This window comes from Leifsonia sp. ZF2019 (assembly GCF_019924635.1).
Classification (GTDB): Bacteria; Actinomycetota; Actinomycetes; order Actinomycetales; family Microbacteriaceae; genus Leifsonia.
Genome location: NZ_CP065037.1, coordinates 2,643,887 through 2,659,174, shown reverse-complemented (window position 1 = coordinate 2,659,174; position 15,288 = coordinate 2,643,887). Strand labels below are relative to the sequence as shown.

The 15,288-nt window shown below is 71.0% G+C and carries 17 protein-coding genes; 13 read left to right on the top strand and 4 right to left on the bottom strand.

Annotation, left to right across the window (positions count from 1 at the left end):
• Window positions 1-2: 2 nt before the first annotated feature.
• Complete coding sequence (locus IT072_RS13005; protein ID WP_442786761.1) at window positions 3-461, top strand: hypothetical protein; 459 nt, start codon at window positions 3-5, stop codon at window positions 459-461.
• A gap of 12 nt (window positions 462-473) precedes the next feature.
• Here IT072_RS13005 and IT072_RS13000 read toward each other — a convergent pair whose 3' ends face one another.
• From IT072_RS13000 to IT072_RS12985, 4 genes are all read right to left on the bottom strand, one after another.
• Complete coding sequence (locus IT072_RS13000; protein WP_327058909.1) at window positions 474-1,364, bottom strand: TIGR01777 family oxidoreductase; 891 nt, start codon at window positions 1,362-1,364, stop codon at window positions 474-476.
• Between the two features lie 9 nt (window positions 1,365-1,373).
• Entirely contained in the window at window positions 1,374-1,799 is a 426-nt protein-coding gene (locus tag IT072_RS12995; protein ID WP_223357236.1) for an OsmC family protein, read from the bottom strand.
• 101 nt (window positions 1,800-1,900) lie between these two features.
• Window positions 1,901-2,386: a DUF4395 domain-containing protein gene (locus tag IT072_RS12990; protein WP_223357228.1), complete on the bottom strand. Its 486-nt coding sequence runs from the start codon at window positions 2,384-2,386 to the stop codon at window positions 1,901-1,903.
• The gene (locus tag IT072_RS12985; protein WP_223357226.1) at window positions 2,373-2,813 is read right to left on the bottom strand and encodes a TlpA family protein disulfide reductase; all 441 of its coding nucleotides are present in this window, start codon (window positions 2,811-2,813) and stop codon (window positions 2,373-2,375) included. Before IT072_RS12985 ends, IT072_RS12990 begins: the two co-directional genes overlap by 14 nt.
• A gap of 116 nt (window positions 2,814-2,929) precedes the next feature.
• Between IT072_RS12985 and dapA the strand changes: the two genes are divergently transcribed.
• The 12 genes from dapA to recA all read left to right on the top strand — a co-directional run bounded on the left by dapA (window position 2,930) and on the right by recA (window position 15,264).
• Window positions 2,930-3,907, top strand: a complete 978-nt coding sequence (gene dapA, locus IT072_RS12980; RefSeq protein WP_223357224.1) for a 4-hydroxy-tetrahydrodipicolinate synthase — start codon at window positions 2,930-2,932, stop codon at window positions 3,905-3,907.
• 71 nt (window positions 3,908-3,978) lie between these two features.
• The gene (locus IT072_RS12975) at window positions 3,979-5,655 is read left to right on the top strand and encodes a ribonuclease J (RefSeq protein WP_223357222.1); all 1,677 of its coding nucleotides are present in this window, start codon (window positions 3,979-3,981) and stop codon (window positions 5,653-5,655) included.
• Window positions 5,656-5,727: 72 nt separating this feature from the next.
• The gene (locus IT072_RS12970) at window positions 5,728-6,777 is read left to right on the top strand and encodes an efflux RND transporter periplasmic adaptor subunit (RefSeq protein ID WP_223357220.1); all 1,050 of its coding nucleotides are present in this window, start codon (window positions 5,728-5,730) and stop codon (window positions 6,775-6,777) included.
• Window positions 6,774-7,472 (top strand): ABC transporter ATP-binding protein, encoded by a 699-nt coding sequence (locus IT072_RS12965; RefSeq protein WP_223357218.1) that lies wholly within the window; start codon window positions 6,774-6,776, stop codon window positions 7,470-7,472. Before IT072_RS12970 ends, IT072_RS12965 begins: the two co-directional genes overlap by 4 nt.
• Window positions 7,469-8,689, top strand: a complete 1,221-nt coding sequence (locus IT072_RS12960) for an ABC transporter permease (RefSeq protein WP_223357216.1) — start codon at window positions 7,469-7,471, stop codon at window positions 8,687-8,689. The genes IT072_RS12965 and IT072_RS12960 overlap by 4 nt, the downstream gene beginning before the upstream one ends.
• 63 nt (window positions 8,690-8,752) lie before the next feature.
• Window positions 8,753-9,244: a GNAT family N-acetyltransferase gene (locus tag IT072_RS12955; RefSeq protein ID WP_223357214.1), complete on the top strand. Its 492-nt coding sequence runs from the start codon at window positions 8,753-8,755 to the stop codon at window positions 9,242-9,244.
• 68 nt (window positions 9,245-9,312) lie between these two features.
• On the top strand, window positions 9,313-12,129 hold the full coding sequence (locus tag IT072_RS12950; protein WP_223357213.1) for an FtsK/SpoIIIE family DNA translocase: 2,817 nt from the start codon (window positions 9,313-9,315) through the stop codon (window positions 12,127-12,129).
• 9 nt (window positions 12,130-12,138) lie between these two features.
• Entirely contained in the window at window positions 12,139-12,753 is a 615-nt protein-coding gene (gene pgsA, locus IT072_RS12945) for a CDP-diacylglycerol--glycerol-3-phosphate 3-phosphatidyltransferase (RefSeq protein ID WP_223357212.1), read from the top strand.
• Window positions 12,754-12,775: 22 nt separating this feature from the next.
• Entirely contained in the window at window positions 12,776-13,240 is a 465-nt protein-coding gene (locus IT072_RS12940; RefSeq protein ID WP_223360974.1) for a CinA family protein, read from the top strand.
• Window positions 13,241-13,398: 158 nt separating this feature from the next.
• Window positions 13,399-13,710, top strand: coding sequence for a helix-turn-helix domain-containing protein (locus IT072_RS12935; protein ID WP_223357211.1), 312 nt, complete (start codon window positions 13,399-13,401; stop codon window positions 13,708-13,710).
• A 73-nt stretch (window positions 13,711-13,783) separates the two neighbouring features.
• Window positions 13,784-14,008 (top strand): DUF3046 domain-containing protein, encoded by a 225-nt coding sequence (locus IT072_RS12930; protein WP_223357210.1) that lies wholly within the window; start codon window positions 13,784-13,786, stop codon window positions 14,006-14,008.
• Between the two features lie 182 nt (window positions 14,009-14,190).
• Window positions 14,191-15,264, top strand: a complete 1,074-nt coding sequence (recA, locus tag IT072_RS12925) for a recombinase RecA (protein ID WP_223357209.1) — start codon at window positions 14,191-14,193, stop codon at window positions 15,262-15,264.
• The last annotated feature ends 24 nt before the right edge of the window (window positions 15,265-15,288 follow it).

The window sequence follows — 15,288 nt, the reverse complement described above, 5'->3', positions numbered from 1 at the left end:
CCGTGAGGAACCGCGTCGCCGCCATCGTGATGGCGATCATCCTGCTCGTCTACCTGGTGCTGGTCTTCCAGCGCTCGATCATGCTGATCGCGACCGGCGAGATCGTCGGTGTGGTGATGGGAATCGCGCTCGTCGTGCTGCCGATCATCGCGGCCTGGGCGATCGGCCGGGAGCTGCTGTTCGGCGCGCAGACCGAGAAGCTCGTGCGGATCCTGGACGCCGAGGGGGGCCTCCCGGTCGAGCAGCTGCCGCACCGCGCGAGCGGACGTCCGCTGCGGGATGCGGCGGACGCCGATTTTCCGACCTACAAGGCGGAGGTGGAGGCCGCGCCCGAGAGCTGGCGCGCCTGGTTCCGCCTCGGCCTCGCCTACGACGCGTCCGGCGACCGGCGGCGGGCCCGCGAGGCGCTTCGCACCTCGATCCGGCTCCACCGCGCGGAGGCGCGCGCGGCGCGCAGCTGAGCGCCGACGGCCTCAGGCCGTCCCGGCGCGCACGAGGTGCTCCATCGCCTCTGCCACAGTGGTGTCGCGGAAGACGAAGCCGTCGGCGAGCAGCCGCTCCGGCACGACCTTCTGGCTCGCGAGCAGCAGTTCGCGCCCGGCGTCGCGCAGTGCGAGCGTGACGGCCTTCTCGGGTACCGGGAGGCCGTACGGCCGGTGCACCGCGCGTGCGAGGGCGCGCAGCACACCGCCCGCGGTCGACGGCGTGGGGCCGACGATGTTCACAGGGCCGTCCAGAGTCGAGGTGAGCAGGTGCACGATGGCGGCGGCCTCGTCGTGGAGGCCGACCCAGGGCCAGTGCATCCCGCCGCCCGCGATCGGCCCGGCGAGGCCGAGCCGTGCGAGCGGGAGCAGCGGCTTCATGGCACCCCCGCGACCGATCACGAGCCCCGTGCGCAGCAGCGCGACGCGCGTCTTCTCCGGCGCCAGTCGCGCCGCGGTCTCCCACGCCTCGACGACATCGGAGAGGAACCCCGTGCCCTTGGCGGACGCCTCGGTCAGCGTCTGGCCGGGCCGGTCGCCGTAGTACCCGACGGCCGAGCCGCTCAGGAACACCGCGGGCGGCGCGGCCGCCTGACGCATCGCATCGGTGAGGGTCCCCGTCGCTTCCAGCCGGGAGGAGAGGATGCGCCGCTTCGTCGCGGCCGTCCACGGCAGGTGGTTCAGTGACGCGCCCGAGAGGTTGACGACCGCGTCGGCCGTCTCCATCAGGTTGACGTCGATCATGCGGCTGGACGGCGACCAGTGGAACTCATCCGCGGACTGCGGGCGGCGGCGCACGAGGCGTCGCACCTCATGGCCCGCCGCGACGAGCTGACGGGTGAGCTCGGTGCCGATCATGCCGGACGCCCCGGCGACAAGCACCTGCACGGCTCAGGCCAGGGAGGCGTCGAGGGTGATCGGGATGCCGACCAGCGCGCGGGAGACCGGGCAACCGCTCTTGGCCTCGTCGGCGAGGCGCTGGAAGTCTTCGTTCGAGAGGCCCGGGACCGTCGCCTGGACCGTGAGGTGGCTGCCGGTGATGCCCGACGCGGGGTCGAAGGTGACAGCGGCGGTCGTGCGGATGCTCTCGGGGGCCGAGCCGAACTCGGTCAGGATGTTCGAGAAGGCCATCGAGAAGCAGGCCGCGTGCGCGGCTCCCAGCAGTTCCTCCGGCGTCGTGACGTCGCCGCCGCCCTGCGACCGCGCCTTCCAGGTGACGGGAAGCTGTGCAGCGTTCGAGGAGTCGAGGGTGACGCTCCCGGAGCCGGACTTGAGGTCTCCGGTCCAGACGGTGGTGGATTCGCTGGTGACGGCCATGAGTGCTCCTGTTCCTCCGTCGCGGTCGCGGCGGGCCCGTCCAGACTACTGGCGAGGAGGGATCGCACGGCCGGCGTCCGGGGGATTCCCGGTTTCGGTGCTCAGACGGCCGGGCCACCCGCCTGCGTCCCCCGGCGGACGAGGCCTGCACGGACGAGCAGCAGGTAGAGCTGGCAGCCCAGGCAGTACCCGAACACGGAGTTCAGGAAGGCGGCGACGAACGCGAGGGAGGCCGCGACCGGCAGCGCGTACGGAACGCCGAGCAGGTGGAGCAGCAGCCCCAGACCGGTGACGACGAGGCCGACGCCCTGCGCGAACGTCGGCGGGGCCGGGTCCTCGCGCTCGGCGGGCGGCCCGAGACGTGGCTGCACGAGCCGGCGGTAGAGCACGCCGTAGGGGTGGCGGCGGATGCCCGCGAACGCTCCCCAGGCGAACAGCAGCGCGATCGCCAGGAGGAGGGCGGCGGCCGCGGTCGTCGCCCCGACGAGGGCGAGGAAGACGTCGACGAGGAGCAGGGCGGCGGTGATGCCCGCTCCGAAGCGCGGAGACCGCGGGTCGATGCCGGCGGTCTGGTCAGGCTGTGACATGGTCGCTCCCGAGGATGCGGTCGAGGGTGCCGCGCACGTCGGCGGGCCGTGCCGCCCCGCCGATGCGGGCGCGGATGACGCCCGTGCCGTCGAGCACGAGGGTGGTGGGGGTCTGCAGCACCGCGAAACGGCGGGCGAGATCGGGGCGCTCCGTGAGGTCGACGTCGACGTGGGCGACGCCCTCCTCTTCGCGCGCGGCCGCCTCGAGCACGCGCGCCGTGGCGGCGCACGGGGCGCAGAACTCGGTGGAGAACTGGAGCAGGGTCGCGCGCTCGCCGAAGGCGCTCGCGCCCACCTCGGCCGCGCGGACGGTGTCCGCGCGCCGGGCGGACCGCGCGCGCCCCGTGGTGGCGCGCCAGACCAGGCCGGCCGCGGTGGCCGTGGCCACCAGGGCGAGCAGGATGCCGAGCGCTGCGATGCCGTTCATGGTGGGGCGACCCTACGCGCCCGGCACGCCCGGGCGCATCCCGTGTGTCGCACTGTGACAGCGCTGCCGGGTCGCCGGGGAGGCGCGGCCCGGTCGCGTACCGATAGCCTGGTGCCATGTCTTCCTCCGCGAACCCGTTCGGCCAGGTGCTCGTCGCCCTGGTCACCCCGTTCACCGCCGATGGCGAAGTCGACTGGGCCGGCGTGGAGAAGCACATCGACGACGTCATCACCGCGGGAGCGGACGGCATCGTCGTCACGGGGACGACGGGGGAGACCTCGACACTGACCGACCCGGAGAAGCTCCGCCTGGTCGAGATCGGCAAGTCGGTCTCCGGCGGCCGCGCCAAGATCATCACCGGCGGCGGTTCCAACGAGACCGCTCACGCCATCCAGCTGTACCGGCAGAGCGAGAAGGCCGGGGCCGACGGCGTCATGGTCGTCACCCCGTACTACAACAAGCCGACCCAGGCGGGCATCCTCACGCACTTCCGGATGATCGCCGACTCGACCGACCTCCCGGTCATCCTGTACGACATCCCGGGCCGCACCGGAGTCCCCATCAGGTACGAGACGATCCTGCGCATCGCCAAGCACCCGAATGTCCTCGCCATCAAGGACGCCAAGGGCGACTTCAGCGAGGTCAGCCGGGTGCTCAACCAGACCGACCTGCTCTACTTCTCGGGCGACGACGCGAACGTCCTGCCGCACCTGGCGATCGGCGCCAGCGGGCTGATCGGCGTGACGGCGAACATCGCTCCGACCCCGTACCGGCAGATCGTCGACGCCGTCAACGCCGGCGATCTCGCGACGGCGACCGCGGCGCACCGCAAGCTCGAGCCTCTGGTGCGCGCGGTGATGACCCACGTGCCCGGCACGGTCGCCGCGAAGTACATCCTCCACGGCCTCGGCCGCATCTCCAGCCCCCGCGTCCGGCTGCCGCTCGTCGGCCCGGAGGAGTGGGAGGCCGCTCAGATCGAGGACGAGCTCGATCTCGTCAAGGACATCCCCGGTGTGGACTTCTCCAACTTCCGGCCGGACCGCAACGCGGCCGCCGGTGGAGCGCTCCCCAAGATCGCCGGGACCACGCGGTAGGGGCCGCCGCCACCAACGGCCCGGGCGCCGACGCGCCCCCGACTTCACACGAAACACCCTGAGGAGGGCATATGCCCAACCTGGTCACCGACCCGCCCGCGCTCGAACCCGAAACGCTCCGCATCATCCCCACCGGCGGTCTCGGCGAGATCGGCCGCAACATGACGGTCTTCGAGTACGAGGGCAAGCTGCTCATCGTCGACTGCGGCGTGCTGTTCCCCGAGGAGAACCAGCCCGGCGTCGACCTGATCCTGCCGGACTTCGCGCCCGTCCGCGACCGTCTCGACGACGTGCTCGGCGTCGTGCTCACGCACGGACACGAGGACCACATCGGCGCCGTCCCGTATCTGCTCAAGCTGCGGGCCGACATCCCGCTGATCGGTTCCGGCCTGACCCTGGCCCTCGTGGAGGCGAAGCTCAAGGAGCACCGCATCCAGCCGTACACCCTCTCCGTCACCGAGGGGCAGCATGAGCAGCTCGGACCGTTCGACCTCGAGTTCGTCGCGGTCAACCACTCCATCCCCGACGCCCTCGCCGTCGCCATCACGACCCCGGCCGGTGTCGTCCTGCACACCGGCGACTTCAAGATGGACCAGCTCCCGCTCGACGACCGGATCACCGACCTGCGCGCGTTCGCCCGTCTCGGCGAGGCGGGCGTCGACCTCTTCCTCGCCGATTCCACCAACGCCGACGTCCCCGGTTTCACCCCGCTCGAGCGTTCGATCGGGCCGGTGCTCGACAACGTCATCGCCCGCGCGCCGCGCCGCGTGATCGTCGCGAGTTTCTCGAGCCACGTGCACCGCGTGCAGCAGGTGCTCGACGCCGCACACGCGAACGGACGCCGCGTCGCCCTCCTCGGCCGTTCGATGGTCCGCAACATGACCATCGCCGCCGAGCTCGGCTACCTCAAGGTGCCCGAGGGTGTGCTGATCGACTACAAGAAGGCCGCGGACCTGCCGGACGACAAGATCGTCTACATGTCCACCGGGTCGCAGGGGGAGCCGATGGCCGTGCTCGCCCGCATGGCCAACCTGGACCACCAGATCGAGGTCGGCCCCGGCGACACCGTGATCCTCGCCTCCAGCCTCATCCCGGGCAACGAGAACGCGGTCTACCGCGTGATCGACGGCCTCACCAAGCTCGGCGCCAACGTCGTCCACAAGGGCAACGCCAAGGTGCACGTCTCGGGCCACGCCGCCGCGGGCGAGCTGCTCTACTGCTACAACATCCTGAAGCCGCGCAACGTCATGCCGGTGCACGGCGAGTACCGGCACCTGGTCGCCAACGCGAAGCTCGCGATCGACACCGGGGTGCCCGAGAAGAACGCGATCCTGGCGGAGGACGGCACGGTCGTCGACCTGCGCGACGGCGTCGCCCGCGTGGTCGGCCAGCTCGACCTCGGTTTCGTCTACGTCGACGGCTCGAGCGTCGGAGAGATCACCGACGCCGACCTCAAGGACCGCCGCATCCTCGGCGAGGAGGGCTTCATCTCGATCATCGTCGTCGTGGAGGCCGCGACCGGGCGCATCGTGACCGGACCGGAGATCCACGCCCGCGGCTTCGCGGAGGACGACGCGGTGTTCGACACCGTCAAGCCCAAGATCGCCGCGGCGCTGGCGGAGGCGGCCGGCAACGGCGTACGCGACTCGCACGCGCTGTCGCAGGTCGTGCGCCGCACGGTCGGCCGCTGGGTCAACACCAGCTACCGCCGCCGGCCGATGATCGTCCCGCTCGTCATCGAGGCGTGAGGGAGCGCGCGCGGGCCGGGGAGCCCGCGCGCACAGAACCGGGCGACGACGCCCGCAGACGAGAGGCAGCAGATGGGGGTTGTGCGACGCTGGGTGTTCCCCGCCATCAGGACGGTCCTGGTGGCGGCGATCGCCGTCGCGCTGGTCAAGCTGGCGTTCTTCCCGGACGGGGAGAAGCCGGCCGATCCGGCCGTCCCGACGGCCGAGCTGAGCGATCCGGTCACCACAGTGCAGAAGGGAACGATCGTCAATGACGTCTCGGCGAGCGGCTCGATCGTCGCCGACGACGCCGCACCGGTGCGTTCCGGCGCGGCCGGGACCGTCAACAAGGTCCAGGTCGCGGTCGGCCAGGCCGTCGGCGAAGGCGCCCTGCTCTTCGACGTGAAGGTGGAGACGCCCCGCGACCCGATCCAGCAGACCGGACCAGACGGGGAGGTCGTGGTCACGGAGCAGAAGCCGAAGGTCACGTACGTCGAGGTCACCGCGCCGATCGGCGGCGTCGTGAGCGAGCTGCCGGTGCTGACGGGTCAGGCGGTCGCCATCGGCGACAAAGTCGCCTCCGTCGCGCCGCCCACCTTCTCGGTCACCGCCTCCCTGCCCGCGGAGCAGCAGTACCGGCTCACCGCTCGTCCGACGGAGGCCACGGTCACCGTGAAGGGCGGCCCTGCCCCGTTCACCTGCACCGGCCTGACCATCTCGACCCCGCCTCCCACGGCCTCCGACACGCAGCAGGGCGCCGCGCCGCAGACCGGAGCCGCGTCCGGCGCGGTGAGCGCGACCGTCCGCTGCGCTGTGCCTGCGGATGTCACCGTGTTCCCCGGCCTCACCGCGACGGTGACGATGTCGGCTGGCCGTGCCGAGGGAGTGCTCACCGTGCCGACGACCGCGGTCAAAGGCTCCGCGCAGAAGGGTGTCGTCTATGTGACGGGGGACGACGGCACCCCCGTGGAGAAGCCCGTCGTGCTGGGACTGACCGACGGCACCTCCGTGGAGATCACGGAGGGCCTGGCCGAGGGGGACTCCATCCTCGAGTTCGTGCCCGGCGCGCCGCAGAGCACCGGCGACGGCTGCGCCGCCATGCCGGACGGCGGCGTGGTGTGCACCGGGCCGGTCGGTTCATGAGTCTGCTGCGGCTGGAGGGCGTCACCAAGACCGTCCCCATCCCGGACGCGGAGCCGCTCACGATCCTCCACGGGGTCGACCTCGACGTGGCGCCCCACGATCGGATCTCGGTCGTCGGGCGATCGGGATCGGGCAAGTCGACGCTCCTGAACATCCTCGGGCTGCTCGACAGCCCGACGTCGGGCGAGCTGTGGTTCGACGACATTCCCGCGGCGCGCCTGAGCTCCCGCCGCCGCGACCGGTTGCGCGGCGCGTCGGTGGGTTTCGTGTTCCAGCAGTTCAACCTCCTGCAGGGGCGCACCGCCCTGGAGAACGTCACCACCCCGCTGCTGTACGCGTCCGGCCGCACCTTCTGGCGTCGTCGCGCGATCGCGGCCGAGATGCTGGACCGGGTCGGTCTGGGGCACCGGCTCGACGCCCGTCCGGAGCTGCTGTCCGGCGGTGAGCAGCAGCGCGTCGCCATCGCCCGCGCGCTCGTCCGCGGTCCGCGCCTGATTCTGGCCGACGAGCCCACCGGCGCCTTGGACGTCGAGACGGGCGCGACCGTGATCGACCTGCTCGACGAGGTCGCGACCGACAACGGCGCCGCCCTCATCGTCATCACGCACGATCCCGCAGTGGCCGCGCGGGCGGACCTCCGCTACCGGCTGGACGCGGGCCGCCTGCGGCCGTCGGACGTCGAGGTGGCGGCGTGAGGGCGGTCGAGACCGTCTGGGGCGCGATCGTGGAGGCCTGGCAGGAGGTCCGGGTGCATCGCGGGCGCGTGCTGCTGTCGTTGATCGGCGTCGGCGTCGCGGTGTGCGCACTCACCTCCGTGGTGGGCCTCGCCAACATCGCGCAGCAGTCCATCACCGAGAGCAACGACCGCTACGGCGGGCGCCCGGCCCTCATCGCGGTGCGGCCGATGTCGGATCCCTCGCTTCCGGCTGCCGGGGGCCCGGTGACGCTCGACGAGGCCTGGGCGACGGCGGCCGAGCGGCACGCCATCCGCTACTGGTCGCGTGTCGGCGGCGGGAGCGTCTCGGTGCAGTTCCGGACGGGTGTCGCAGACGTCTCCCTGCAGACGGTGGACCCGGACTACGCGACGATGCACCGCACGATGGTGCAGCGCGGCCGGTGGTTCACCAACGACGACACGCAACGCCTCGCTCCCGCGCTCGTCGTCAACGAGGACTTCTGGCACCGGCTGGGCTCGCCGGCGCTCGCCGCGCACCCGGTGGCGACCATCCGGTCGGGGGAGGGCACGGTGACGGCGGTCGTGATCGGGGTGATCCGCACCCCCGACAACCCCGACTACCCGATGGCCTACGGGCTCGTCGAGGGGACGGACGCGCTCATCGCTCCGGGCACGTCGATGGGGAACGGTGTCGAAGCGTGGGTGCCTCCCGAGCTGGCCGATCCCCTGACCGCCGCGCTGCGATCGGAGCTCGGCGCAGCGCTCGGCGCGAACACCGTCGACGTCTCGCGCACCGACTACCTGGCGTACCAGACCGAGGACCCGCTCGCCGCGCTCAAACTGGTCGTGATGGGCATCGCCGTCCTCATCCTGCTGCTCGGCGCGCTCGGGCTCGTCAACATCGCGCTCGTGACGGTGCGCAACCGCATCCGGGAGATCGGCGTGCGCCGCAGCTTCGGAGCCACCGGAGGGCGGGTGTTCTTCGCCGTCATGATGGAGAGCGTCGTCGCCACCGTCGTCGCCGGCGCCGCCGGGGTCGGGCTCGCCATTCTCATCGTGAAGAGCCCGTGGGTCGAGCAGCTCGTCGGTCGCGGGATGGTGGCGGACCCGCCGCCGTTCCCGGTGGAGGCCGCCGTGATCGGCCTGGTCGCGGCGACCGCGGTCGGCGCCCTCGCCGGGTTGATCCCGGCCCTCGTCGCGGTGCGCGTGAAGGTCATCGACGCGATCCGGTACTGAGGCACGCCTGTCGCCTCCGCATCCGTAACCTCCCGGAAACACCCGGGCGAGTAGCGTTCCCCCATGAGCGGGTACCGGATCCGCCCGGCGGCGGGCGACGACGCACGGGTCCTCGCCGACATGCTCGTCGAGGCGGTCAACTGGAACGCGCTGCGTGCACGCCCCCGGGTGACCGTGCTCGAGGACCCGTTCGTGGCCCGCTACATCGCCGGCTGGATGCGGCCCGGCGACTTCGGCTGTGTCGCCGAGGACCATCACGGCACTCCGGTCGGTGCGTGCTGGGCGCGGCTGTTCCCCGCGAACGCGCCGGGATCGGGCTTCGTCGCCGTCGGGGTGCCGGAGCTGACGCTCGGGGTGAACCCGCAGTGGCGTGCGCAGGGCGTCGGGCGGGCGCTCCTCCGTGAGATCGCCCGGCGCGGGGCGGCGAGCGGCGTCGCCCGGCTCAGCCTCAGCGTGGAACGCGCGAACTTCGCGCAGCGGCTCTACGTGAGCGAGGGCTACGTGACCGTGGCCTCCGACGACCGTGCCGACGTCATGGTGCGCGCCCTGCGCTGACGCGCGGATTTCCCGGTTGCAGGCGCGGGAACCGCGTGCTGTCGCGGGTGAGAAGTACCGTATGACCCATGGCTACGAGCACCAAGTCGAACGCGCGCGCCGGCCGGTCCGGTCGCGGCGGTTCGAGCGCGCGCAAGCCGGCGTCCAAGACCGCCGCCCAGAAGACGGTGGCCTACCCGGCCGCCGACGCCGCGCCGAGCCCCCTCGTCCGCGCCTGGATGGGGCTGGCGCACCTCACAGGAGGCGCCTTCCGTGCGCTCGGCCCGGAGAAGCTGAGCAAAGAGGAACGCCGGGACGGGTTCCCGTTCTTCCTCGTGCTGCTCGCCGTCGCGGGCGCGGTGATCGAGTGGTTCCTGATCAACGACCAGATCGCCCGCACCCTCGACGCCTGGACGTTCGGCGGTCTCTTCGGCCGGGTCGCGTTCGCGCTCCCGGTCATCATGGTGCTCTTCGCGGCCTGGCTGTTCCGGCACCCGAGCTCGGTGCACGACAACACGCGCATCGGCATCGGGGTCGGCATCCTGCTGCTCATGGTCTCCGGGCTGTGCCACCTGTTCAGCCACCACCCGACGCCGAGCGACGGCATGATGGCGCTCGCGCAGGCCGGGGGCGTGCTCGGCTGGCTGATCGCCGCCCCTCTGTCGATGGTGATCACGCCGTACGGCGCGGGCGCGGTCGTCGTGCTGCTGCTCGTCCTCAGCCTCTTCATCATCACCAAGACGCCGCCGAACAAGCTGCCCGCCCGCATGCGCGAGCTCTACGCCTACCTGTTCGGCGCACAGCTGCCGACGGACGAGGAGCGCCAGGAGGCCCGCGAGGCCGCCAAGGAGGCCAAGACCAAGCAGGTGCCGCTCGACGGCGTCGACGACGACGAGTCGGAGCACACGGGCAACCTCCCCTGGTGGCGGCGCAACACGTCGCAGCGTGAAGAGGATCCCGACTACGACGCCCCCGGGCGTGACAGCCTGACGGAGGTCTTCGGGGAGCCGAAGAGGGGCAAGGGCGAGTTCGCCACGGCCCTGGAGCCGGACCCGTCCAGCGATCACTACAACACGGAGGTGCTCAGCGAGCTCGCCCTTGCGGAGGACGCCCTCGAGCGCTTCACGGGCGAAGTGCCCCCGACGGCCGCGGCCGCGGCCGCGTCTCCGGGTAGCGCCCCCGCGGTCCTGCCCGGATTCCAGGCCGGCGCCGACGACTTCGACGACTCCACGTCCGTCGACGGCGAGAGCGGCCCGGTCGCGCCATACAGCCTCCCGTCGGCCACCATGTTGTCGGCGGGTACCCCTGCCAAGACGCGGTCGAGTGCCAACGAGGAGATCGTCGCGGCGATCACGGAGGTGCTCACGCAGTTCGGGGTGGATGCCAAGGTCACCGGGTACTCCCGCGGGCCGACGGTCACGCAGTACGAGATCGAGCTCGGCCCCGGCGTGAAGGTGGAGCGCGTGACCGCGCTCAGCAAGAACCTCTCGTACGCGGTCGCGAGCAACGAGGTCCGCATCCTCTCGCCCATCCCGGGCAAGAGCGCGATCGGCGTCGAGATCCCGAACTCCGACCGTGAGATCGTCTCGCTCGGCGACATCCTGCGCTCGCCCGCCGCCGCCAAGAGCACGCATCCCATGACGATCGGCGTCGGCAAGGACGTCGGCGGCGGGTTCGTCGTCGCCAACCTGGCGAAGATGCCGCACCTCCTGGTCGCGGGATCGACCGGCTCCGGCAAGTCGAGCTTCGTCAACTCGATGATCACCAGCCTGCTGATGCGCGCCACGCCGTCCGAGGTGCGCATGGTCCTCATCGACCCGAAGCGCGTGGAGCTCACGATCTACGGCGGGGTCCCGCACCTGATCACGCCCATCATCACGAACCCCAAGAAGGCCGCCGAGGCGCTGCAGTGGGTCGTGAAGGAGATGGACATGCGCTACGACGACCTGGCCAGCTTCGGCTTCCGCCACATCGACGACTTCAACAAGGCCGTCATCAACGACGAGATCGTGCTGCCGGCCGGGAGCGAGCGCAAGCTCAAGCCGTATCCCTACCTCCTGGTCGTGGTGGACGAGCTCGCCGACCTGATGATGGTCGCCCCGCGCGACGTCGAGGACTCGATCGTGCGCATCACGCAGCTGGCGCGTGCGTCGGGCATCCACCTGGTGCTCGCGACGCAGCGGCCGTCCGTCGACGTCGTCACCGGCCTGATCAAGGCCAACGTGCCCTCACGGCTCGCGTTCGCCGTGACGAGCGTCACCGACTCCCGCGTCATCCTGGACCAGCCGGGCGCCGACAAGCTGATCGGCCAGGGCGACGGGCTCTTCCTGCCGATGGGCGCCTCCAAGGCGCTCCGCGTGCAAGGGGCCTGGGTCAACGAGGACGAGATCCAGAAGGTCGTCGAGCACGTCACACGCCAGGCCCGCCCGGAGTACCGGCAGGACGTCACGGCGGGCGCCGAGAAGAAGCAGATCGACTCCGACATCGGCGACGACCTCGAGCTGCTGCTCGCGGCGGCGGAGCTGGTCGTCTCGTCGCAGTTCGGCTCCACCTCGATGCTGCAGCGCAAGCTCCGCGTCGGCTTCGCCAAGGCGGGCCGCCTCATGGACCTGCTCGAGTCGCGCGAGATCGTCGGCCCGTCGGAGGGATCGAAGGCCCGCGATGTGCTGGTGACGGCGGAGCAGCTCCCGGAGGTGCTGGCGCGGCTGCGCGGGGCCGAGCCGCCTGCGAGCGCCGCCCCGCCCGCGTCGTCCGCGGCGCCTGCCGCTCCAGCTGCCGGCGGTCACGAGCACAGCACGACCGAGGACCGCTACGGGGACGACCCCGTCGCCGCGATGACCGAGGGCTATCCTGAGGTCGAGGGCGACTCCGGCGAGGACGCCTGGCAGCTGACCGGCAGGGAGTAGATCATCGCGATGACGTCCGAGACACCCCCGATCGCGGGCGCCCCGGTCCCGCGGCCCAGCAACTGGAACGTGCCCAATGTGATCACGGTGGTGCGCATCCTGCTCGCGCCGCTGTTCGTGTGGATGCTGCTCGCTGACGCGGGCGCCGACGGCTGGCTGCGCTGGGCGGCGGCCGTGCTCTTCGTCCTCGCCATCGCCACGGACGGTGTCGACGGGGCCATCGCGCGGCGCAACAACCTCGTCACCGACCTCGGCAAGCTGCTCGACCCGATCGCCGACAAGGTGCTCACGGGGGGCGCGCTGATCGCGCTCTCGATCCTGGCGGAGCTGCCGTGGTGGGTGACCATCGTCATCCTGGTGCGCGAGGTCGGCATCACGCTGTACCGGTTCGTCGTGATCCGGCAGGGCGTCATCGCCGCCTCCCGCGGCGGCAAGATCAAGACGATCGTCCAGTCCATCGCGATCTCCCTCGCACTGTTCCCGCTCTGGACCGTGCTGGGCGACTGGGTCTTCTGGGTCAACGGCGTGTTCATGACGGCCGCGGTGGTCCTCACCGTGGTCACGGGTTTCGACTACCTCTGGCAGGCCTGGAAAGGCCGGCGGGCGAAGCGTGCCGCCGGCTGACCCGGACGACCCCGCGGCCCGTCTGATCGCACGCCTGCGGGCGACGGGCACCACCGTCGCCGCCGCGGAGTCGCTCACCGGCGGTGAGCTGACCGCCGAGCTCACCCGCGTGCCGGGCGCCTCCGCCGTCGTGCTCGGGGGAGCGGTGGTCTACGCGACCCAGCTCAAGCACTCGCTGCTCGGAGTCGACGCGGACCTGCTCGCGGCCGAAGGTCCGGTGCACCCGGAGGTCGCCGCGCAGCTGGCGGAGGGCGTGCGCACCCGTCTCGCCGTCGACGGCCGCCCGGCCGGCCTCGGCGTCGCCACCACCGGTGTCGCCGGACCCGATCCGCAGGGAGGCCGCGCCGTGGGCACCGTGTTCGTCGGTGTCTCGTCGGACGCCGGGACACGGGTCGTCGAGCTCGCGCTCACCGGCGACCGTGCCGCGATCCGGCGAGCCACGGTGGAGCGGGCGGTCGCAGAACTGATCGCCGAGACGGGCGCCTGACCACGCCGTCGGGACCCCGGGAATACCGTGTGTTTCGGTCCTGTTACACCTGCTGCATTCACAAGAAAAGCCCAGTAGTCGCCGATATCGTGACCACCAGGGATGCGGTACAGTTGGCATCCATCGATACGTCGGCAGGGTTGAGAAGGAGGCTCCGAATGATTCTTGTACGTCAGGAAATCGGCGACGTGCTCAGGGACTTCCGCCTGCAGAAGGGCCGCACGTTGCGGCAGGTCGCCAGCAAGGCGAGCGTCGCCCTCGGCTACCTCAGCGAGGTCGAGCGCGGACAGAAGGAGGCGTCGAGCGAGATCCTCGCCTCGGTCGCCGACGCACTGGAGACGCCGGTGTCGGTCATCATGCGCGAGGTCGGGGACCGCATCGCGGTGCTCGAGGGCCTCGAGCCGGTCATCCCCGACACCGTGCCCGACGAGTTCGTCACGGCGATGGAAGCGCCGCTGATCGCTCGCTGATCCCCATCCACCAGACTCGAGGACGCCCCGCCCGCGCGGGGCGTCCTTCGTCTTACCCCACCGGGACGCACACATGAAGCTCAGCGAATTCCAGCGCGCCGTCGCCGACGAGTTCGGCAGCGGCTACGGCCAGGCCCTCCTCACCGACCTCGTGCTCGGCGAACTGGGTGGCCGCACCGCGCAGCAGGCGCTGGATGCGGGTCTCCCGGCGCGCGACGTCTGGCTCGCGCTGTGCCGTGAGGCCGGCGTCCCGGTGGCGCACTGGCACGGCGCCGGGCGGCCGGCGCCACGGGCCTGAGCGCCGCGCGTCCCGCGACACGCCGCTTCGAACGTCTCGAAGATATGTTCGGATGTGGCTAGACTCTCCTCACAACCGCAATCGAAAACGAGTTGTCCACAGATCTCCCGGACGATGTCCTCGTGTCGGACGTCTCTCGTACAGTCGGACTCGTCAGCGAAGCGTAAGAAGGAGAACCGCACATGCCATCACCCGCAGACCGCGAGAAGGCGCTCGAGACCGCACTCGCGCAGATCGACCGTCAGTTCGGAAAAGGCTCGGTCATGCGACTGGGCAGCGACGAGCGCGCCCCGGTGGAGGTCGTCCCGACCGGCTCGATCGCGCTCGACGTCGCGCTCGGCATCGGCGGGCTCCCGCGCGGCCGCATCGTCGAGATCTACGGCCCGGAGTCGTCGGGTAAGACGACCCTGACGCTGCACGCGATCGCCAATGCGCAGCGGGCCGGCGGAATCGCTGCCTTCATCGACGCAGAGCACGCTCTCGACCCCGAGTACGCCCGAAAGCTCGGCGTCGACATCGACGCCCTCCTCGTGTCGCAGCCCGACACCGGTGAGCAGGCGCTCGAGATCGCCGACATGCTCGTGCGAAGCGGTTCCATCGACCTCATCGTCATCGACTCCGTCGCGGCGCTCGTGCCGCGTGCCGAGATCGAGGGCGAGATGGGCGACTCCCACGTCGGCCTGCAGGCCCGCCTCATGTCGCAGGCCCTGCGCAAGCTGACCGGTGGGCTCAACCAGACCAACACCACGATGATCTTCATCAACCAGCTACGCGAGAAGATCGGCGTCTTCTTCGGGAGCCCCGAGACCACCGCCGGTGGAAAGGCGCTCAAGTTCTACGCGTCGGTCCGACTCGACATCCGCCGCATCGAAACCCTGAAGGACGGCGCCGACGCGGTCGGTAACCGCACGCGCGTCAAGGTCGTCAAGAACAAGATGGCGCCGCCCTTCAAGCAGGCGGAGTTCGACATCCTGTACGGCGTCGGCATCTCCCGCGAGGGCAGCCTGCTCGACTTCGGGGTGGAGCACGGGCTCGTCAAGAAGTCCGGCGCCTGGTACACGTACGAGGGCGACCAGCTCGGGCAGGGCAAGGAGAACTCGCGCAACTTCCTCATCGCGAACCCGGACATCGCCGCCGAGATCGAGACGAAGATCAAGATCAAGCTCGGCATCGTCCCCGACCCCAACCCCGTCGCGCAGCCGCAGGGCGAGGTCGAGTCCATCGAGGAGAAGCTGCGGGCACGCAAGGGCGCCTGACGTCGACTGGCGGGTCCGTGCGAC

Bases quoted from the DNA above. Each gene is read 5' to 3' on its own strand.
- IT072_RS12990 (WP_223357228.1), bottom strand. From the start codon at position 2,386: ATGTCACAGCCTGACCAGACCGCCGGCATCGACCCGCGGTCTCCGCGC.
- IT072_RS12970 (WP_223357220.1), top strand. From the start codon at position 5,728: ATGGGGGTTGTGCGACGCTGGGTGTTCCCCGCCATCAGGACGGTCCTG.
- IT072_RS12950 (WP_223357213.1), top strand. From the start codon at position 9,313: ATGGCTACGAGCACCAAGTCGAACGCGCGCGCCGGCCGGTCCGGTCGC.
- IT072_RS12965 (WP_223357218.1), top strand. From the start codon at position 6,774: ATGAGTCTGCTGCGGCTGGAGGGCGTCACCAAGACCGTCCCCATCCCG.
- dapA (WP_223357224.1), top strand. From the start codon at position 2,930: ATGTCTTCCTCCGCGAACCCGTTCGGCCAGGTGCTCGTCGCCCTGGTC.
- recA (WP_223357209.1), top strand. From the start codon at position 14,191: ATGCCATCACCCGCAGACCGCGAGAAGGCGCTCGAGACCGCACTCGCG.
- IT072_RS12930 (WP_223357210.1), top strand. From the start codon at position 13,784: ATGAAGCTCAGCGAATTCCAGCGCGCCGTCGCCGACGAGTTCGGCAGC.
- IT072_RS12985 (WP_223357226.1), bottom strand. From the start codon at position 2,813: ATGAACGGCATCGCAGCGCTCGGCATCCTGCTCGCCCTGGTGGCCACG.
- IT072_RS12955 (WP_223357214.1), top strand. From the start codon at position 8,753: ATGAGCGGGTACCGGATCCGCCCGGCGGCGGGCGACGACGCACGGGTC.
- IT072_RS12935 (WP_223357211.1), top strand. From the start codon at position 13,399: ATGATTCTTGTACGTCAGGAAATCGGCGACGTGCTCAGGGACTTCCGC.
- IT072_RS12975 (WP_223357222.1), top strand. From the start codon at position 3,979: ATGCCCAACCTGGTCACCGACCCGCCCGCGCTCGAACCCGAAACGCTC.
- pgsA (WP_223357212.1), top strand. From the start codon at position 12,139: ATGACGTCCGAGACACCCCCGATCGCGGGCGCCCCGGTCCCGCGGCCC.
- IT072_RS12995 (WP_223357236.1), bottom strand. From the start codon at position 1,799: ATGGCCGTCACCAGCGAATCCACCACCGTCTGGACCGGAGACCTCAAG.